Origin of the sequence: Crassaminicella indica, from assembly GCF_019203185.1 — a bacterium.
Classification (GTDB): domain Bacteria; phylum Bacillota; class Clostridia; order Peptostreptococcales; family Thermotaleaceae; genus Crassaminicella; species Crassaminicella indica.
Genome location: NZ_CP078093.1, coordinates 318,684 through 337,865 on the forward strand (window position 1 = coordinate 318,684; position 19,182 = coordinate 337,865).

10 protein-coding genes, 23 tRNA genes and 3 rRNA genes are annotated in these 19,182 nt (G+C 36.9%); 3 read left to right on the top strand and 33 right to left on the bottom strand.

What is annotated here, in order from left to right; translation table 11 throughout:
- Positions 1 to 102 precede the first annotated feature (102 nt).
- The 24 genes from KVH43_RS01590 to KVH43_RS01700 form a co-directional block, all read right to left on the bottom strand.
- Positions 103 to 942 carry an aminotransferase class IV gene (locus KVH43_RS01590; RefSeq protein ID WP_255547784.1) on the bottom strand — a complete coding sequence of 280 codons (840 nt, stop codon included), beginning with the start codon at positions 940 to 942 and terminating at the stop codon, positions 103 to 105.
- Between the two features lie 232 nt (positions 943 to 1,174).
- Positions 1,175 to 1,250, bottom strand: a tRNA-Phe gene (locus KVH43_RS01595).
- Positions 1,251 to 1,272: 22 nt separating this feature from the next.
- Positions 1,273 to 1,349, bottom strand: a tRNA-Ile gene (locus tag KVH43_RS01600).
- 10 nt (positions 1,350 to 1,359) lie between these two features.
- Positions 1,360 to 1,436, bottom strand: a tRNA-Ile gene (locus KVH43_RS01605).
- Between the two features lie 18 nt (positions 1,437 to 1,454).
- Positions 1,455 to 1,531, bottom strand: a tRNA-Pro gene (locus KVH43_RS01610).
- An 18-nt stretch (positions 1,532 to 1,549) separates the two neighbouring features.
- A tRNA-Trp gene (locus KVH43_RS01615) sits at positions 1,550 to 1,625 on the bottom strand.
- A gap of 19 nt (positions 1,626 to 1,644) precedes the next feature.
- Positions 1,645 to 1,720, bottom strand: a tRNA-Lys gene (locus KVH43_RS01620).
- A gap of 3 nt (positions 1,721 to 1,723) precedes the next feature.
- Positions 1,724 to 1,799: transfer RNA gene (locus KVH43_RS01625), tRNA-Gln, on the bottom strand.
- 8 nt (positions 1,800 to 1,807) lie between these two features.
- A tRNA-Arg gene (locus KVH43_RS01630) sits at positions 1,808 to 1,884 on the bottom strand.
- A 4-nt stretch (positions 1,885 to 1,888) separates the two neighbouring features.
- A tRNA-Gly gene (locus tag KVH43_RS01635) sits at positions 1,889 to 1,962 on the bottom strand.
- Between the two features lie 6 nt (positions 1,963 to 1,968).
- Positions 1,969 to 2,043, bottom strand: a tRNA-Thr gene (locus KVH43_RS01640).
- 9 nt (positions 2,044 to 2,052) lie between these two features.
- Positions 2,053 to 2,129: transfer RNA gene (locus KVH43_RS01645), tRNA-Asp, on the bottom strand.
- 16 nt (positions 2,130 to 2,145) lie between these two features.
- Positions 2,146 to 2,221, bottom strand: a tRNA-Val gene (locus tag KVH43_RS01650).
- Positions 2,222 to 2,225: 4 nt separating this feature from the next.
- Positions 2,226 to 2,300: transfer RNA gene (locus KVH43_RS01655), tRNA-Glu, on the bottom strand.
- A gap of 10 nt (positions 2,301 to 2,310) precedes the next feature.
- Positions 2,311 to 2,387, bottom strand: a tRNA-Met gene (locus KVH43_RS01660).
- 8 nt (positions 2,388 to 2,395) lie between these two features.
- Positions 2,396 to 2,512, bottom strand: a 5S ribosomal RNA gene (rrf, locus tag KVH43_RS01665).
- A gap of 87 nt (positions 2,513 to 2,599) precedes the next feature.
- Positions 2,600 to 5,523 (bottom strand): 23S ribosomal RNA (locus KVH43_RS01670).
- 47 nt (positions 5,524 to 5,570) lie between these two features.
- Positions 5,571 to 5,646: transfer RNA gene (locus KVH43_RS01675), tRNA-Ala, on the bottom strand.
- A gap of 65 nt (positions 5,647 to 5,711) precedes the next feature.
- A 16S ribosomal RNA gene (locus KVH43_RS01680) occupies positions 5,712 to 7,238 on the bottom strand.
- The 16S, 23S and 5S rRNA genes sit together here with 15 tRNA genes alongside, the layout of an rRNA operon.
- Positions 7,239 to 7,652: 414 nt before the next feature.
- The gene (locus KVH43_RS01685; RefSeq protein ID WP_255547785.1) at positions 7,653 to 10,571 is read right to left on the bottom strand and encodes an EAL domain-containing protein; all 2,919 of its coding nucleotides are present in this window, start codon (positions 10,569 to 10,571) and stop codon (positions 7,653 to 7,655) included.
- A gap of 187 nt (positions 10,572 to 10,758) precedes the next feature.
- On the bottom strand, positions 10,759 to 11,880 hold the full coding sequence (locus KVH43_RS01690; protein WP_255547786.1) for an aldo/keto reductase: 1,122 nt from the start codon (positions 11,878 to 11,880) through the stop codon (positions 10,759 to 10,761).
- A gap of 65 nt (positions 11,881 to 11,945) precedes the next feature.
- Complete coding sequence (locus KVH43_RS13160) at positions 11,946 to 12,077, bottom strand: hypothetical protein (RefSeq protein ID WP_255547787.1); 132 nt, start codon at positions 12,075 to 12,077, stop codon at positions 11,946 to 11,948.
- Between the two features lie 240 nt (positions 12,078 to 12,317).
- The gene (locus KVH43_RS01695) at positions 12,318 to 12,773 is read right to left on the bottom strand and encodes an S-ribosylhomocysteine lyase (protein WP_218283191.1); all 456 of its coding nucleotides are present in this window, start codon (positions 12,771 to 12,773) and stop codon (positions 12,318 to 12,320) included.
- A 79-nt stretch (positions 12,774 to 12,852) separates the two neighbouring features.
- The gene (locus tag KVH43_RS01700; protein WP_218283192.1) at positions 12,853 to 13,866 is read right to left on the bottom strand and encodes a DUF6765 family protein; all 1,014 of its coding nucleotides are present in this window, start codon (positions 13,864 to 13,866) and stop codon (positions 12,853 to 12,855) included.
- 151 nt (positions 13,867 to 14,017) lie between these two features.
- Here KVH43_RS01700 and KVH43_RS01705 point away from each other — a divergent pair, with 151 nt between their 5' ends.
- The 3 genes from KVH43_RS01705 to KVH43_RS01715 are packed head-to-tail and all read left to right on the top strand — an operon-like array spanning position 14,018 to position 17,596.
- Positions 14,018 to 15,316, top strand: coding sequence for a response regulator (locus tag KVH43_RS01705; protein WP_218283193.1), 1,299 nt, complete (start codon positions 14,018 to 14,020; stop codon positions 15,314 to 15,316).
- Between the two features lie 31 nt (positions 15,317 to 15,347).
- Positions 15,348 to 16,517: a response regulator gene (locus KVH43_RS01710; RefSeq protein ID WP_218283194.1), complete on the top strand. Its 1,170-nt coding sequence runs from the start codon at positions 15,348 to 15,350 to the stop codon at positions 16,515 to 16,517.
- Positions 16,518 to 16,546: 29 nt separating this feature from the next.
- Entirely contained in the window at positions 16,547 to 17,596 is a 1,050-nt protein-coding gene (locus tag KVH43_RS01715; protein WP_218283195.1) for a response regulator, read from the top strand.
- A gap of 62 nt (positions 17,597 to 17,658) precedes the next feature.
- On the opposite strand, the gene KVH43_RS01720 is transcribed toward KVH43_RS01715, so the two are convergent.
- The 9 genes from KVH43_RS01720 to KVH43_RS01760 all read right to left on the bottom strand — a co-directional run bounded on the left by KVH43_RS01720 (position 17,659) and on the right by KVH43_RS01760 (position 19,178).
- Positions 17,659 to 17,735: transfer RNA gene (locus KVH43_RS01720), tRNA-Arg, on the bottom strand.
- A gap of 60 nt (positions 17,736 to 17,795) precedes the next feature.
- Positions 17,796 to 17,869, bottom strand: a tRNA-Gly gene (locus KVH43_RS01725).
- 35 nt (positions 17,870 to 17,904) lie between these two features.
- Positions 17,905 to 17,980, bottom strand: a tRNA-Lys gene (locus KVH43_RS01730).
- A gap of 5 nt (positions 17,981 to 17,985) precedes the next feature.
- Positions 17,986 to 18,061: transfer RNA gene (locus tag KVH43_RS01735), tRNA-His, on the bottom strand.
- A gap of 2 nt (positions 18,062 to 18,063) precedes the next feature.
- Positions 18,064 to 18,140: transfer RNA gene (locus tag KVH43_RS01740), tRNA-Arg, on the bottom strand.
- A gap of 4 nt (positions 18,141 to 18,144) precedes the next feature.
- Positions 18,145 to 18,218 (bottom strand) — tRNA-Gly (locus KVH43_RS01745).
- A 118-nt stretch (positions 18,219 to 18,336) separates the two neighbouring features.
- Positions 18,337 to 18,413 (bottom strand) — tRNA-Pro (locus tag KVH43_RS01750).
- Positions 18,414 to 18,453: 40 nt separating this feature from the next.
- A tRNA-Pro gene (locus tag KVH43_RS01755) sits at positions 18,454 to 18,530 on the bottom strand.
- 177 nt (positions 18,531 to 18,707) lie between these two features.
- A complete protein-coding gene (locus KVH43_RS01760; protein ID WP_218283196.1) occupies positions 18,708 to 19,178 on the bottom strand; it encodes a metallophosphoesterase in 471 nt (156 codons plus the stop codon).
- Between the last annotated feature and the right edge of the window lie 4 nt (positions 19,179 to 19,182).

Consider the following 19,182-nt stretch of genomic DNA (forward strand, 5'->3'; position numbering starts at 1 on the left):
TCAATTTTTATCAAACAACCTATTAAATTTTGTGCTACATAAATATTTTATTCTCAAAGAAAAACGAATATAACAAACTCTTCATAAAAAGTTCACTTATTATTATACCATCTGTTTTTTTGCTTGAATATAACTTTTCATCTGCTGTATATAACCTTTTGCAATTTTATCAATAACTCTATTATAAACAGAATCCAGCTGAATCTTACCAATACTACTAATTGGCAATACATTTACAGAAGTCCCACTCATAAAAGCTCCATCTAAACAGATTATATCCTTTACAGAAATAGCTTTCTCTATTACAGGAATATTTAAAGCTTTACAAACCTTCATAATGCGATTTCTTGTAACTCCTAACAATACATCTTTTGCAGGAGCTGTAAATACCTCTCCTCCTTTTACAAAAAACATATTAGATCGACTTCCTTCTGTAATGATTCCTTCCTCATTCACCAATAAAGCTTCAAAAGCATTATTTTCCTTAATTTTTTTATTGATATTTTCTCTAAAAGATATATTCAAAACTTTTGCATTTGGATTTTCTCTTTCAGAATAATATAAAATAGTATGTATTCCTCTTTCATAAACTTCCCTTTCAGGATAATAACTTTTAATAAAATAAACCAAAAAATCCTGCTTTGTTTCATTTACCCTACTGCAAAGAAGTTTTACATTTATATTTTTACATTTATTCATAACAATGAGCTTATTTATTTCATCTGTAACAGTTTTATCTTCCTTTTGAATATGAAGCCCCAAAAGCAATGCAGATTTTCTCATTCTTTCCAAATGCTCCTCTAAAAATAATGGAACACCTTCAATTATTCTAATTACTTCATAAATAACAGGAGAGCCGATTGCTTCAAACCCTTCCATATTTTTCGAATCATATACTTTCCCATTATAAATATAATAATCTAAAAAAGCTTCAGACTTCATATTCATCACCTCATCATGAAATATTTTATGTGAATCATAAATATCCTAGTTTGATAAGCTATATGACCTCATGCTCTATTTATTTGTCAATAAACACTTTATGCTTATATTATAACATATTAGACATTCGATATGTCTAATATATTAGGCTCATTCATCCTCCAAGATAAGCAAAGAAGTATAAACTTAAACAAAAAGTAAATAGCAAGCAGAATATGCTTGCTATTTCAAATGGTGCCCAGAGGCGGAATCGAACCACCGACACGGGGATTTTCAGTCCCCTGCTCTACCGACTGAGCTATCTGGGCAAATTATTAATTTATATTATTATGGTGGGCCTTCAGGGACTCGAACCCCGGACCTGCCGGTTATGAGCCGGACGCTCTAACCAACTGAGCTAAAGGCCCTCATACAAAATGGTGGGCTTGGGAGGACTCGAACCTCCGACCTCACGCTTATCAGGCGTGCGCTCTAACCACCTGAGCTACAAGCCCTTAATTAAATTTTTGAAATGGTCGAGGTGGCAGGATTTGAACCCGCGGCCCTCTGGTCCCAAACCAGATGCGCTACCAAACTGCGCTACACCTCGATAATTTATGTTAAACACTGGCAGGGGCAGAAGGACTCGAACCCTCGGCACGTGGTTTTGGAGACCACTGCTCTACCAACTGAGCTATACCCCTCCAAATGTGGATAAAGATTTGGTGACCCATCCGCGGCTCGAACGCGGGACACCTTGATTAAAAGTCAAGTGCTCTACCGACTGAGCTAATGGGTCTCATGGCTGGGGTAGCAGGACTCGAACCTACGAATGCCAGAGTCAAAGTCTGGTGCCTTACCGACTTGGCGATACCCCAGTACTTCATGGCGGGTCCACAGGGACTCGAACCCCGGACACACGGCTTAGAAGGCCGTTGCTCTATCCAACTGAGCTATGAACCCTTATTGGAGCGGATGATGGGAATCGAACCCACGCTACCAGCTTGGAAGGCTGGAGTTCTACCATTGAACTACATCCGCATATTTTGGAGCTGGCGAAGGGAATCGAACCCCCAACCTGCTGATTACAAGTCAGCTGCTCTACCGTTGAGCCACACCAGCAAATTAATTTGGCGACCCGGAAGGGGCTCGAACCCTCGACCTCCAGCGTGACAGGCTGGCATTCTAACCAACTGAACTACCGGGCCATAATTAAAATTTTAATGGTGGGCGCAATAGGGATCGAACCTATGACCCCCTGCTTGTAAGGCAGGTGCTCTCCCAGCTGAGCTATGCGCCCAAAATGGTGACCCATCCGGGAATCGAACCCGGGTTACCGCCGTGAAAGGGCGGTGTCTTGACCGCTTGACCAATGGGCCATATTTTATTTGGTAGCGGCGAGTGGACTCGAACCACCGACCTTCCGGGTATGAACCGGACGCTCTAGCCAACTAAGCTACGCCGCCCCACCTTCAACCAGCGACGACCTACTCTCCCAAGGCGTCTCCGCCTAAGTACCATCAGCGCTGAAGGGCTTAACTTCTGTGTTCGGTATGGGAACAGGTGTGACCCCTTCGCTATTGCCACTGGATTTTTTTGAGGACAAGATATATTTTATCTTGTTTTTCACGATTTGTCAACCACTTTTTTATACCCTCAAAACTAAACAATGCATATTTTGGTCAAGCCCTCGACCTATTAGTATCGGTCAGCTAAAGACATTACTGCCCTTACACCTCCGACCTATCAACCAGATCGTCTTTCTGGGGTCTTACTGGATTAACTCCATGGGAAATCTTATCTTAAGGGGGGCTTCGCGCTTAGATGCCTTCAGCGCTTATCCCTTCCGTACATAGCTACTCAGCTGTGCCACTGGCGTGACAACTGATGCACCAGAGGTACGTCCATCCCGGTCCTCTCGTACTAAGGACAGCTCCTCTCAAATTTCCTACGCCCACAGCGGATAGGGACCGAACTGTCTCACGACGTTCTGAACCCAGCTCGCGTGCCTCTTTAATGGGCGAACAGCCCAACCCTTGGGACCTACTTCAGCCCCAGGATGAGACGAGCCGACATCGAGGTGCCAAACCTCCCCGTCGATGTGGACTCTTGGGGGAGATAAGCCTGTTATCCCCGGGGTAGCTTTTATCCGTTGAGCGATGGCCCTTCCACTCGGAACCACCGGATCACTAAGCCCGACTTTCGTCCTTGCTCGACCTGTGTGTCTCGCAATCAAGCTCCCTTCTGCCTTTGCACTCTTCGCGCGATTTCCGACCGCGCTGAGGGAACCTTTGGGCGCCTCCGTTACTCTTTAGGAGGCGACCGCCCCAGTCAAACTGCCCACCTGACAGTGTCCCAAAGCTGGATTCACAGCTTATGGTTAGAACTTCAGTATTACAAGAGTGGTATCCCAACGTCGACTCCACACACACTGGCGTGCATGCTTCTCAGTCTCCCACCTATCCTGTACATGTAATACCAAAATCCAGTGTCAGGCTACAGTAAAGCTCCACGGGGTCTTTCCGTCCTGCTGCGGGTAACCGGCATCTTCACCGGTACTACAATTTCACCGAGTCTATTGTTGAGACAGTGCCCAAATCGTTACGCCTTTCGTGCGGGTCGGAACTTACCCGACAAGGAATTTCGCTACCTTAGGACCGTTATAGTTACGGCCGCCGTTTACTGGGGCTTAAGTTCTGTGCTTCACTTTCGTTAACACTTCCCCTTAACCTTCCAGCACCGGGCAGGCGTCAGCCCCTATACATCGTCTTTCGACTTAGCAGAGACCTGTGTTTTTGCTAAACAGTCGCTTGGGCCTATTCTCTGCGGCCACCTCGGGCTTGCACCCTAACGTGGCACCCCTTCTCCCGAAGTTACGGGGTCATTTTGCCGAGTTCCTTAACAATAGTTCTCTCGCTCGCCTTAGGATTCTCTCCTCACCTACCTGTGTCGGTTTGCGGTACGGGCACCTACAATCTCGCTAGAGGCTTTTCTTGACAGTGTGGAATCAGTAAGTTCGCTACTTGTTTTTCGCTCCCCATCACGTCTCAGAATTATCGAAACGGATTTGCCTATCTCGACTTCCTAAACGCTTGGACGCACACAACCAACGGTGCGCTTAACCTATCCTCCTGTGTCACCCCATTGCTCAAACGATTTTCGGTGGTACAGGAATTTCAACCTGTTGTCCATCGCCTACGACTTTCGTCCTCGGCTTAGGTCCCGACTAACCCTGAGTGGACGAACCTTCCTCAGGAAACCTTAGGTTTTCGGCGGGCAGGATTCTCACCTGCCTCTCGCTACTCATGCCAACATTCTCTCTTGTATACAGTCCACTGCTCCTTACGGTACAGCTTCAACCCGTATACAATGCTCCCCTACCCATCCCAAAGGGATGCCGTAGCTTCGGTGACAGGTTTGAGCCCCGGTAATTTTCGGCGCAGGATCACTCGACTAGTGAGCTATTACGCACTCTTTGAATGAATGGCTGCTTCTAAGCCAACATCCTAGTTGTCTATGCAATCCCACATCCTTTTCCACTTAACCTGTACTTAGGGACCTTAGCTGACGGTCTGGGCTGTTTCCCTCTCGACTATGAATCTTATCACACATAGTCTGACTCCTAAAATTATGATTACGGCATTCGGAGTTTGATAGTCTTCGGTAACCGGTGAGGGCCCCTAGGACATTCAGTGCTCTACCTCCGTATCACAACTTTTAAGGCTAGCCCTAAAGCTATTTCGGGGAGAACCAGCTATCTCCGAGTTCGATTGGAATTTCTCCGCTATCCACAAGTCATCCCAGCCTTTTTCAACAGACATGGGTTCGGTCCTCCACGAAATTTTACTTCCGCTTCAACCTGCTCATGGATAGGTCACCCGGTTTCGGGTCTACGGCATACAACTAAAATCGCCCTATTCAGACTCGCTTTCGCTGCGGCTCCGTAGCATAACTACTTAACCTTGCTGCATACCGTAACTCGTTGGCCCGTTCTACAAAAAGTACGCGGTCGTTCATAAAAAGAACTTCCACTGCTTGTAAACATAGGGTTTCAGGTTCTATTTCACTCCCCTCCCGGGGTTCTTTTCACCTTTCCCTCACGGTACTATGCGCTATCGGTCACCAGGTAGTATTTAGCCTTGGGGGGTGGTCCCCCCTGCTTCCCACAAGGTTTCACGTGTCTCGTGGTACTCTGGAGTATACTCGAAAGTCTTCTTGTTTCGCCTACAGGACTATTACCTTCTACGGTGAGCCTTTCCAGACTTCTTCGACTACAATACCTCTTTCTTAATGAGTATATCCACAACCCCTAAAGAAAATTCTTTAGGTTTGGGCTAGTCCCCTTTCGCTCGCCGCTACTTAGGGAATCGAGTTTTCTTTCTCTTCCTCAGGGTACTTAGATGTTTCAGTTCCCCTGGTATGCCTACCATTACCTATGGATTCAGTAATAGTTACTTAAGTATTACCTTAAGTAGGTTTCCCCATTCGGAAATCCCCGGATCAACGCTTGCTTGCAGCTACCCGAGGCTTATCGCAGCTTACCACGTCCTTCATCGGCTCCTGGTGCCAAGGCATCCGCCCTATGCTCTTTATAGCTTGACCAGTAAAAATTGTATTTTATATGCATTGTTCAGTTTTCAAAGTACACATGGTGGAGACGAGGGGGATCGAACCCCTGACCCCCTGCGTGCAAGGCAGGTGCTCTCCCAGCTGAGCTACGTCCCCATAATTAACTTTTGAAGGTTTGATCCTTCAAAACTATACAGTGTAAGTTAAGCCTTTCTCCTTAGAAAGGAGGTGATCCAGCCGCACCTTCCGATACGGCTACCTTGTTACGACTTCACCCCAGTTATTGATTTCACCTTCGGCAGCTTCCTCCATAAGGTTAGATAGCTGACTTCGGGTGCCCCCAACTCCCGTGGTGTGACGGGCGGTGTGTACAAGACCCGGGAACGCATTCACCGCGGCATTCTGATCCACGATTACTAGCAACTCCAGCTTCATGTGGGCGAGTTGCAGCCCACAATCCGAACTGAGACTGGCTTTTAGGATTTGCTCCAGATTACTCCTTCGCTTCCCGTTGTACCAGCCATTGTAGCACGTGTGTAGCCCAGAACATAAGGGGCATGATGATTTGACGTCATCCCCACCTTCCTCCGAGTTATCCCCGGCAGTCTCTCTAGAGTGCCCATCCGAAATGCTGGCAACTAAAGACAAGGGTTGCGCTCGTTGCGGGACTTAACCCAACATCTCACGACACGAGCTGACGACAACCATGCACCACCTGTCTCTCTGTCCCCGAAGGGATTTCACCGATTAAGGTTAATGCAGAGGATGTCAAGTCCTGGTAAGGTTCTTCGCGTTGCTTCGAATTAAACCACATGCTCCGCTGCTTGTGCGGGTCCCCGTCAATTCCTTTGAGTTTCAGTCTTGCGACCGTACTCCCCAGGCGGAGTGCTTAATGCGTTAGCTGCGGCACCGAAGGGATGAACCTCCGACACCTAGCACTCATCGTTTACGGCGTGGACTACCAGGGTATCTAATCCTGTTCGCTCCCCACGCTTTCGTGCCTCAGCGTCAGTTACAGTCCAGAGAGTCGCCTTCGCCACTGGTGTTCCTCCTAATATCTACGCATTTCACCGCTACACTAGGAATTCCACTCTCCTCTCCTGCACTCAAGCCAATAAGTTTCCAAGGCTTACTACGGTTGAGCCGTAGCCTTTCACCCCAGACTTTATCGGCCGCCTACGCACCCTTTACGCCCAGTGATTCCGGATAACGCTCGCCCCCTACGTATTACCGCGGCTGCTGGCACGTAGTTAGCCGGGGCTTCCTCCTAAGGTACCGTCAGTTTTCTTCCCTTAGGACAGAGTTTTACGACCCGAAGGCCTTCATCACTCACGCGGCGTTGCTGCATCAGGCTTTCGCCCATTGTGCAATATTCCCCACTGCTGCCTCCCGTAGGAGTCTGGACCGTGTCTCAGTTCCAGTGTGGCCGATCACCCTCTCAGGTCGGCTACTGATCGTTGCCTTGGTGAGCCGTTACCTCACCAACTAGCTAATCAGACGCGGGCCCATCCTATACCGCTAAAGCTTTGACTCATGTACCATGCGGTACTAGAGCTTTATCAGGTATTAATCCCGGTTTCCCGAGGCTATCCCTGTGTATAGGGCAGGTTGCCCACGCGTTACTCACCCGTCCGCCGCTTTCCACTAATCAAATCTCCCGAAGGATCATTGACAGCTTCTCGCTCGACTTGCATGTGTTAGGCACGCCGCCAGCGTTCATCCTGAGCCAGGATCAAACTCTCAAATAAAAGAATTCGAATTGAACGTTTCTCGTTTATAACGAGTATCTGGCTTAATTTCTTACACTGTATAGTTTTCAAAGATCAAATTTTTACTCAATCGCCGTTTAGCGACTTTTTTATATTAGCACTTTTTGTCGAATCTGTCAAGAACTTTTTCGTCGTTTTTTCTCAATAGCGACTTAGCTATCTTAACATCTTCCATTCTTGCTGTCAAGAACTTTTTAAATAATTGTTCTTTCAAGCTAAGACAAGAAACATATTACCACGTTTCTTCTTTTACGTCAACTAGAACTTTTTTCTATTTGACGTTCCCTCTCAAGAGGGACGAAAATTAATATACCATGTGTCATAGCAAAAGTCAACACCTTTTTTTTTAAAATAAGGCTATTGAAAAATCATTCAACAGCCATTCTATATAATCTAAAGATTAATCTTCTCTAAAAAATTATCCTCATATATTTTTTCAGCTTCTAAGGCTTCCACCGGTTTACTAAATAAATATCCTTGTATATAATTACATCCGGCTACTTTTAAACGTTTATATTGCTCTATATCCTCCACTCCTTCTGCTGCCACTTCTAAATTCAAACTATGAGCAAGAGATATAATATTATCCATTACTGCAATATTTTCTATTTCTAAGAACTTATCACATAAAGATTTATCCAGCTTTATTTTATTTACTGGCAAAAATGTTAAATAACTAAGAGAAGAATAACCAGTCCCAAAATCATCTAAAGCAATTTTTATGCCTAAATTCTTTAATTGATTTAAAAATACTATAGTTTCTTCTTTTTTATCTAAAAAGATACTTTCTGTAATCTCAATTTCTAAACCTTGAGCTTCTACACCGCTTTCCTTTAATGTCTCTTCTAAAAATTTAATATAATCCATATCATTTAACTGTTTTGCTGAAAAATTAATTGCTATAGGCTTTAAAGGCAACCCCTTATTTTTCCATCTTGCTATTTGATGAATCGCTTGTTCTGTAACCCATCTTCCTATTTGAATAATCATGCCATTTTCTTCTGCTACCTGTATGAATAAATCTGGTGAGATAAAATGCTTTTTAAGCCTTAATAGAGCTTCAAAGCTTACTATTTTCCCAGTATATGTACAAATTTGTGGCTGGAATACTAATTTAAATCCATCTTCTTTTATTGCATCTCTTAAAATCCTTTCTACCTGAATCTGTTCCTTTAATTTTTCTGTCATTTCTTCATTAAAAAACATATAATTGTTTTTTCCTTGATCTTTTACTCGATACATAGCCATATCCGCATTCATGATTAATTGATTCACCTTATTGCTATCAAAAGGATATCTAGTAACACCCAAGCTCGCACTTATATAGATTTCATCTCCTTCGATGATAAATTTATTTTTAAATATTTGAATTATTTTCTTTGCATAATTTTCTATTGCAAACACATTCTCTTCATCTTCTATTAAAACAAGAAATTCATCTCCACCAAATCTTGATATAAACATTTTTTCATCCTTTATATTCATTAATTCCTTTGCTACTTTTTTTAGCACTTGATCTCCATATACATGACCTAATGTATCATTTATCTCTTTAAAATTATCTAAGTCTATTAGCATCACTGCACCATATTGATTTTGCTCTATTACTCTTTCAAGCTTTTCTAAAAAGCTTCTTCGATTTGGTAGATTAGTTAAAGAATCGTTATAAGCAAGATGTTTTATACATACTTCTTGCTCCTTTAACTTTGTTATATCTAAAAGAATCCCACTAATAAGCTTTAGATTTTTATTTTCATCATAAATCCCTTTTCCACTCACTAATATCCATTTAAATTTATCATTATGATCCTTAATTCTTACTTGAGTATATATTTCTTCTTTTTCTTTATTTTTATATGATAAAAATCCTTTCATAAACCTTTTTTGATCTTCTATAGTCAAAATTTGATTTAGGACTTCATTAATTTTTCCTTTTTCTTTGATATTTTTTCCTATAATTTTTTTAAATTCTTGAGAAAAATAAATTGTTTCATTATCTATATCTACTTCCCATACAGCACTATTAGTTCCTTCAATGGCAATCTCATATTTCTGCTTTAAACGCTCTAGCTTTTCTGTATAATTTTGTATTTCATCATATTGGGCACGTAATTCTTCCTCTGATGCAGTCAACTGCTCATAAGCTGCTGTGATTTCCTCATTCGATGCCTCTAACTTTTCTTGATTTTCCTTTAATGCACATAAATAACTATGAGTTTTATCTAATAAATGATTCATAGAAAGAGTTAATCCAAAAAAAGTATCCGTATGAATTAAAGGAAGCCTGTAGTCTATATTATTCTCTATGTCTATTTCATTAATCTTTTGATCTAACTGGTTTACAGGTCTTATCACATTTTTATTTTGCACCCATAAAAATAACAAAAACATTATAAGAGCAATGATAGATGATATTGTAAAAATTGTATAAATAGAAGTATAAACATTTTTCATAGAAAGTCCTATAACAAATACCCCTATAATTTTTTTCCCATTATAAACAGGTGCTGAAATTTCTAATACCTTTTCATCAATCTTATCATAATACCATTCAATCATACTTATTTTTCCTTTAAGAGCTTTTCTTACCTCTTGTTTATCATCATGATTATAAACAATACCAATATCTTCTATATCTCCATCTGCAATAGCTTTCAAATTTTTATCTAAAAGTGTTGCATACACTACATCATCTTCCATATATAAATCCTGCACTAACGTTTGGTAACTGAATTTTTGTGTCAACTTTTCTATATTTTCTGCTAAAATCCCTACCTGAACAAAATATCCATTTTTATTTTTCATAGCTCCATATTTAGTATAAACTCCAGATATAGCATCAGGCCTTATATCCTCCATCAATTCTTGATCTTTACTATGTACAAAAGCATCCAAAGGATGTCCTTTAAAGGGAATCCAACCTATATAATCTTTTGTCGAATATAAAATTTCTCCCTTTTTATTCATCCAATTCAATTCATCTACATGTAGCTTCTTCATTAATTGTATCAAATAATCATTATCCAAATTTTTTTCATTAGCGATTACCATTTCCCCAGCTATCCTAATCTTATCTTCTAACATTTTATTTATCACATCTAAAGCTTCCCTATTTCCTTCTATTTGTCTTACTGCTTGCTTTAAAAGATTTAGTCCATCTTTTTTCTGCTGTGCTAATAATAATTTCTTGCTTATATAAAAGCTTGAAATACTCACCGTAAAAGTAGCTATCAAAGCAATCAATAATGGTAAATAAATTAATTTACATTTATTTACTACATTTTGTTGAATATGCTTATTTGATCTTTTCATATATCTTCCCCCCTTACCTCATCGACACAAAACGAAACTCCATCTTTTTACAAATAATACAATCGTATACTCTTTTATTTTATCATTTGTTTCGACATTTTTCCAAGTATTTTCGACAAATTTCGATTATGTCAAAAAAACGGGAATATTCACAAAAAAGATCAAAGACTTAAAAGCCTTTGATCTTTTATCTTTCTATGCTTCTTTCCCACTTTGCAATTTCTTCTAATCTTTTTATAATAGGTAAATGCTGTGTACAAGCTTCTTCACATTTTCCACACTTTACACAACCCTTTGCTCTTCCTTTTCTAACTGCTAAAAATCCCCATTCACGTATTCTTTTTAATTCCTTTTTAAGTTTTTCATCACTTTTACCAAACATCTGCTTATCATTATAAAACTGCATATAAGCAGGGACTGGAATTTGCATTGGACAATCCCAACAATATCCACATCCTGTACATACAGCATTCATATTTTCACCTAAATGCTTTTTGATTTTTTCCAAATCCTTTTCAGTAAAAGTAGTTCCTTTATCTGCAATGCGACAAGCCATATCAATCTGCTCTTTTGTTGTAAAACCATTTAAAGTTACTGTAATTTGAGGAGAAGCTATATTAAAACGAAGAGCTGCTTCTGTAGGCGTTTCACCATGCATGCTTAAAAAATGTAATTCCTTTTCATGCTTTGCAATAGCTCCTCCTGCTAAAGGATTCATGGCAACTACTCCATATCCATTTTCATAAGCACTTAATACACCATCCCATCGATAAGGAAAATTTAAAATATTCACGCCTAATAATACTCCCTCAAATTTCCCTTCTTGTAAAATCTCTTTTACTTCATGACCTGGTTGATGAGATGAAAAAACAATATGATCAATCAAACCTTCTTCTTTACATTCTAAGAGTCCTTCATATTGCCCTCCTGGTTTCATTGCTAATTCATAATGACTCATCTTTCTAAGACACCATACATGATAAAAATTTATTTTATCTACGCCTAGTTTCTCTAAAGATCTTTTTACTGCATCCTTCGCCTTCTCTTTTGTATCATATTGTGTAGGCATCCCTTTTGTAGAAACATAAAAATCATTTGGCATATCTTTAAAAGCAATTCCAAATATCTTTTCACTCCTATTTTCACAGTAATTTGGAGCAGTATCAAAATAGTTAATCCCTTTGCTACTTGCATATCTTAATAATTCTGCATTTTCTTCATCACTTTTAGATATATCAAAGCGCATACCTCCAAAACCAACAGCCGAAACCATTTTTCCTGTTTTTCCATATTCTCTATATATCATCATCATTTCCTCCTATTCGATAAATTAACCTCCAAATTCTTTTGGAGGTTATTGTGTAGTATTTATATTTAATTCAAGAAATAATTATTTTCCTTCATGCCAATTCCTTCATTGTCCCAATCTATATTATCACCAGCATTTTCTAGCAATTTAATAATCTTTTCTAATATTTCAATAGTCCTTTTATCCAACTTATCCATTATTTCAACCCCCCTCATCTCTTTACTTCGACAAATAGTTCAGAATTCCTACATAAATCATTCGACAAATATGAAATTTTTACTAAAAAATGAAAAGACCCTGTAATTTCAGGTCTTTAGAGGGATTCATAATATATGATATCCTATAAGGCAATAATTGGACCATTTTTGATAATTTTTGAAGTCCCTAAAATATAAATTGTATCTTTTGCATATAACAACAAAGCTCTCACTTTATTGCTATTCTGCATAACAGTTAGTTCGAATTCCCTTCTCTAAAATAGATCTAGCATATTCTTTAGCTCCAAACAATGATAAATCTCTATAATTTCCACATTGCAAATCATTAGATGCAGGAACTTCCTTTGCATCTAAAACCTTCTTCAATGCATACTCCAATGCCTCTTTTATTTCTTCATGCGATCTATCTCCCCAAAGAGTAACATAAAATCCTGTTCTACAGCCCATAGGAGATATGTCAATAATATCCTCTAGCTGCTCTCTTAAAAATCCTGCTAAAAGATGCTCAAGTGCATGCAGTGAAGCTGTTGGCATTGCTTCTTTATTTGGTTGAAGAAATCTTAAATCAAATTTTGATACCATATCTCCCTTTTCTCCAGTAAGCACACAACACTTTCTTATATATGGTGCAACAACTTTTCTATGATTTAGCTCAAAGCTTTCTACTTTTTTCATGAAAATACCTCCTATTCTGACTAAATCTACTATATAGATTCTATAAATTTTATCGATTTCCTCTAAAAATTATTACACACTACGTAATAATTTCATACTTAGGTAGCAGCTCATTCATAATATAAAACCTATGGAATATCAATGCATCTTGAAAATACTTCCAATCAGATTGGTGAAATTTCTCATTTTTATCGTATATATTTTTATTCCTATCTATTACTTTTACTGCTCTTTTAAACCATTCTCTATCATCATATTCAATTTTTATTTTAAAGCCAAAGAAACCTATCTTTAATTTTTCCTGCCAAAGCTTTACTCTTTCATCAACGATAGCTCTATTTAAAAGCACCTGTTTTATTGCTTTTTCAATCGTCCTCCATTTTTTTTGAGGTCCATCATAAATTTCAGGTTTTACCATTTTTACATCATTAATTAAATACTTATATATATGATAAGCTGCATTCATTGCTCTTTCTTGGTTATTTACAGTTAATTTCTCTTTCATATTATACCCTTTATATCTCCAAATTAAATATGGTTCATCAGGATAAATATAAGCTTGCCCATGTCCTATTGCTGGAATGAATTTTTCCTGCAACCATAGAAAAGCTTCTTCATCATCTAATCCATTAATAAGTTCTAAATCTTCTACATCATTCTCTTTTCTAAATAACCCATGAAATTTTTGATGTGACCATGTATCTGCATATACGTGTAAGGATACTCCCAATCTATGTATACCATAAGGTTTATCTAGTGTTCTTAATGTATCTTCTAGCATTTCCTTAGCTACTTTACTGTTTTGTCTACATATCAATTTTTCATAAAAGTCTTCTCCCTCTATACCTGGCAAAAAATGAAAAGGTAAAAATATATCATATCCCGTACTCTTGCTAAACACATCTAAATCAAGAAATTTATGCGCAGACCTTTGCTGTTCAAATCTTCCTCCACTTTGAAATTCTAATACGTGGTTGTATTTTGCATCATCTACATGCTGTGAAGCATAGGCTATTTTTTTACTATATTCATCTTTGATCCCTGCTAATCTGCAAAGTGTATAAATAGCATAAAAATGAAAGTCAATTTGCATAATAATCCCCCTTTAAAAATTATTTCCCTATATTCTATGTCTTTTTTATCTATACATGATCAAAATTTATATCTTCTATAAAGAGGATTATTGATTAATTTGTCGAATATTAAAACTAATAACAATTTTCAGTTTTTATGGAGGTGTTGCTATGAACATACTCATCGTAGATGATACAAAATTCAATTTAAAATATGCAAAAAATATATTAATCGAAAATAAAATTGACTGTAATATTATTTTAGCCAATTCAGGAAAAGAAGCTTTAGCCATTCTTGATTCAGAAGAAATTGATATTGTAATACTAGATATTGTTATGCCCGAAATAGACGGAATAGAAGTTCTAAAGAATATTCGAAAAAATACAAAATACTTCAACATACCAGTAATCATGTTTACATCACTTACAGATAAACAAGCTCTAAAAAAGAGTTTTGAACATGGTGCTACAGACTTTATCAACAAACCAATTGAGCCTATCGAATTCATTTCAAGAATCAAAGCTGCTATAAGAATAAAAAAATATGAAATGCATCTAACACAAACCTTAAATACAATAAAAAATCAAAATGAAGAATTATTAGCATTAAACAAAAAACTACAAGAAACACAATACTATCTTATTCAAAAAGAAAAATTAGTAGCAATCGGTCAGCTTGCAGCAGGGGTAGCCCACGAAATCAACAATCCTATAGGATATGTATCTAGCAATACAGAAACCCTTAGTAAATACATTCATAAAATAAAAACTGCTATTGATAAATATAAAGAACTGCTCCACTGCCTTAATGACACAAATATTCAATCTGAAGAAATTCAAAATAAAATACAAGAACTTTATGCATTAAGAAACAACCTACATTTAGATTTTATTATGAGTGATATAGATAGCCTCATCAACGACTCATTTAAAGGAATCGAAAAAATAACAAAAATCGTTCAAAGCTTGAGAAATTTCGCTAGACATGACTTAGAAACTGATTTTAATTATTATAATTTAAACGACCTTGTAGAAGAAACTCTTCTATTAATAAAAAACGAAGCCAGATACATTGTTCATATTGAAAAAAAATTAAATGATCTCCCACTCATATTCTGCAATAGAACGCAAATAGGTCAAGTTTTATTAAATATTATGATGAATGCTGTACAAGCAATCAAAAGTCAAAAAAGAGAAGAAGAAGGTCTCATGGAAATTTCTACATTTGTTTCTGAAAATTATATTGTATGTGAAATAAGTGATGATGGTCCCGGAATAGATAAAAATATTATCGATAAAATATTCAATCCATTTTTTACTACGAAAGAAGTTGGAACAGGAACAGGATTAGGTTTGAGTATCTCTTATGATATTGTAGTCAATAAACACGCAGGAGAGCTTTTAGTAAATAGTGAACTCGGGCAAGGAACTACTTTTACAATAAAACTTCCTATTAAAGCAATATCATAATAACTCCATTTCAAAACAGGGGGGATATTCTATGGAAAAAACTATTCTATTTGTAGATGACGAAGAACAAATATTACGATCTTTAAAGCGATTATTTTTAGATAAAGATTATCGAATCCTTTTAGCTGCTGACGGAGAAACAGCTCTTAAAATTCTCGATACAGAAAATGTTAATCTTATTGTATCTGATATCAAAATGCCCGCTATGAATGGCTATGAATTATTGAAAAGAGTTAAGGAAAAATATCCCAAAATATTAAGAGTTGCTTTTAGTGGTTACACAGACAACAACAATATTATCGAAGCTTTAGAAAATAATTTGGCAAAATTATACATATTTAAGCCGTGGAATAATGAAACATTATTGTCTATTATAGATAAAATATTTAAGTTTGAAGATATTTTAAAAAGCAAAAAACTATTCAACCTAATCAATAATTTAGACGATCTTCCAACTTTGCCATTTCTTTATCAAGATATATGTAGGCTAATCGAACAAGATGCAGACATGGATAAAATTTCAAAGAAAATTGAAGAGGATCAAGCAATCTCCTCAAGAATTTTGCGTGTTGTCAATTCAGCTTTTTATACAGCAAAAACAGGATCTGTTAAGGATGCTATCATGTATTTAGGTCTATCCAATGTAAAACACATTGTTCTATCAAATAGTATTTTTTACGCTAAGAAGCTAAACCCTTTTTTAATAGATCTTTTATGGAAGCATGTAAATTTAACAAATCGAATTGTTATTTTTATCTATAAGAAATTGCTTCAAAAAAAAATACCAAAGACTTATGAATCTGCTGGACTGTTACATGATATCGGTAAAATTATCTTGCTCAATAATTTTCATGAACAATACACAAAAATATTTAAACATGTTCTACAAGAACCTGAACACAAAATAGTAGAGCTTGAAAAGGAAATTATAGGAGTTAGCCATCAAGAAATTGGTGCATATTTATTAGATTGGTGGGAGATTCCACATCCTATTGTAGAAGCTACTTTATTTCATCACAACCCTTCAGATTCAAGAATCATTAACAAAGAGTTGGTTGCAATTATACATATTGCTGGAGCTTACTCGTGGAAACTATTAGATTACACCCAATTTAGCAATATTCAAAATGAAGAAGTGTTTAGCATACTTAATATGAGTAAAGAAGATTTTGAAAAAGCATTCCTTCAATTTCAGTTGTAGAATACCTTATAAAGGGAGGGAAGTAGAATATGAAAAATAATACAGTTTTATTTGTAGATGATGATACACATATTATCAATTCTTTACGAAGAGGCTTATTTGATGAACCTTATGGAAAAGAATTTGCCTACAGTGGGGAAGAAGCCCTTAAAATAATGGAAAATAACACTATTAGTGTTATTGTTACAGATATGAAAATGCCTAAAATGAATGGATTAACCCTACTAAAAATTATCAGTGAAAAATATCCTAATGTCGTAAAAATAGTTTTAAGTGGATATACGCAAATCCCACAAGTACTAGCAACCATCAATCAAGTAAATATATTTAAATTTATTGCAAAGCCTTGGAATTTAGATAACGAACTCATTCCTATTATCAGACAAGCTATTGAATATTATAACCTCACATTAGAACGAGAAAAAATGAAAGCAGAAATCGAAAGAAAAAATACATTGTATACCCAAATATTAAAATCTAGTAATGAAAAATTTTCAGTCATGCATAAAGACTATGAAAACATCAGAATGATTGATCAAAGTATTTTTCACTACTTAAAAAATCAATTCATGAAAAAAGATGCTATTTTATTCCAATATACTCTAGATTTCATCGAAGAAATGCATGCAAAATATATGAATACTTTACCAACTGTAACAATCAACTTTGATTTAGAAAAAGTAATCACAGAAATAAACAGTTATATTTCACAAAGCTATTCTAATCCTCCTATTGAAATTCATCAGAAAACTGAAAGCAACATTCAATTTCATGGAAATTATAAACTACTCATCACCTTTCTAGAGCACTTTATAAAACATGCTCTCAATCATTATCATCAATTAAATTTTACTATTTTTACTGAACCTACTAAAGATGCTACTAAATTGTTTTTCATTATTGAACTTTTAGAAAATATATCTCCTAAAAATAATTTTCTTTCCTTAATCCCTTTATTAAATGAATTTTGTCAAATAATAAATGGTAAATTTGAAATCATTAAAGAAGATACTAATTATAAGGTTCTATCATTACAAATAGAATACCATTTTACTCAAAACAACAACTCCACAAAATAGTTACTCCTAATCTTTTAATATAAAATAACCGTTGTAAATATATAATTTTACAACGGTTATTTTGGCACGCCCTGAGGGACTCGAACCCCCGACGAACTGATTCGAAGTCAGCCACTCTATCCAACTGAGCTAAGGGCGCATATTATTTAATATTATCATATGATAATAAAGTTAGCATAAATATGCTAACTTGAAAAATTGGAGCGGATGATGGGAATCGAACCCACGCTACCAGCTTGGAAGGCTGGAGTTCTACCATTGAACTACATCCGCATATTCTTTATCAGTTATATTCATATTATCATTGTTGGTGACCCATCCGCGGCTCGAACGCGGGACACCTTGATTAAAAGTCAAGTGCTCTACCAACTGAGCTAATGGGTCACATTTGGGGTGGATGATGGGATTCGAACCCACGAATGCAGGAGCCACAATCCTGTGTCTTAACCACTTGACTACATCCACCATGGCGGGTCCACAGGGACTCGAACCCCGGACACACGGCTTAGAAGGCCGTTGCTCTATCCAGCTGAGCTATGAACCCTTATTGGAGCGGATGATGGGAATCGAACCCACGCTACCAGCTTGGAAGGCTGGAGTTCTACCATTGAACTACATCCGCATATTGTTTTTATCAGTTTCTTAATTGCCCTGACAAGATAATATGTTACCATATAATATTAACTCTGTCAACATTTTTTATATTTTTTTGCTTTATGCTTAAATTTTATAAATAAAAATGGTCGAGGTGGCAGGATTCGAACCCGCGGCCCTCTGGTCCCAAACCAGATGCGCTACCAAACTGCGCTACACCTCGCCTTAACAATAAACTTTAGCTTAAATTTTTATAGATAAAATGGTCGAGGTGGCAGGATTTGAACCCGCGGCCCTCTGGTCCCAAACCAGATGCGCTACCAAACTGCGCTACACCTCGCTCCAACTGACAAGATTAGTATAATGCATATAAAACGCAAAGTCAAAATCTAAAATATTGTTTTGTCAACTATTTAACATCATTTTGGTTGATTTTCTTTTTTATTTAACGTTTTTCTCTTTATCACATCAAATTCTACTCTTTTCATTGTTTTATTATTAACAATATATTCAAATATTATACTTCAATAATATCACTATATATATTTTTTCCATCAATCTCAATAATTCCATAGGAAGCCTTAGACCCTCCACGCGGACTAGTAAGGCTTCCCGGATTCATTATCAATATATTTTCATGCTTCATATTTACAGGCATATGTGTATGTCCAAACAATACAACACTGCATCCTTCTTGTAACCCTTTGTAATAAATTCTTGTCAGATTGGATTTTACCCCATACTCATGTCCATGAGTCAAAAATAGCTTATGTTCACCAAGATCTAAAACTTTTTCCTTTTCTACTTCAGCCCTATCACAATTACCCTTTACACCTACTACTTTTATGTTCATATTCTTAGCAATTGCTAAAGCATCAGGATAATAATCTCCTAAATGAATAAGTAAATCAACTGCTTCCATCTTATTTATTATATGTTCTGCTAATTGAATCTTTCCATGCGTATCACTCATTACTATTATTTTCAACTGT

Coding starts and splice junctions, on each gene's coding strand:
- KVH43_RS01690 (WP_255547786.1), bottom strand. CDS start 11,880: ATGATGATATATAGAGAATATGGAAAAACAGGAAAAATGGTTTCGGCT.
- KVH43_RS01710 (WP_218283194.1), top strand. CDS start 15,348: ATGGAAAAAACTATTCTATTTGTAGATGACGAAGAACAAATATTACGA.
- KVH43_RS01685 (WP_255547785.1), bottom strand. CDS start 10,571: ATGAAAAGATCAAATAAGCATATTCAACAAAATGTAGTAAATAAATGT.
- KVH43_RS01700 (WP_218283192.1), bottom strand. CDS start 13,866: ATGCAAATTGACTTTCATTTTTATGCTATTTATACACTTTGCAGATTA.
- KVH43_RS01695 (WP_218283191.1), bottom strand. CDS start 12,773: ATGAAAAAAGTAGAAAGCTTTGAGCTAAATCATAGAAAAGTTGTTGCA.
- KVH43_RS01715 (WP_218283195.1), top strand. CDS start 16,547: ATGAAAAATAATACAGTTTTATTTGTAGATGATGATACACATATTATC.
- KVH43_RS13160 (WP_255547787.1), bottom strand. CDS start 12,077: ATGGATAAGTTGGATAAAAGGACTATTGAAATATTAGAAAAGATTATT.
- KVH43_RS01705 (WP_218283193.1), top strand. CDS start 14,018: ATGAACATACTCATCGTAGATGATACAAAATTCAATTTAAAATATGCA.
- KVH43_RS01590 (WP_255547784.1), bottom strand. CDS start 942: ATGAAGTCTGAAGCTTTTTTAGATTATTATATTTATAATGGGAAAGTA.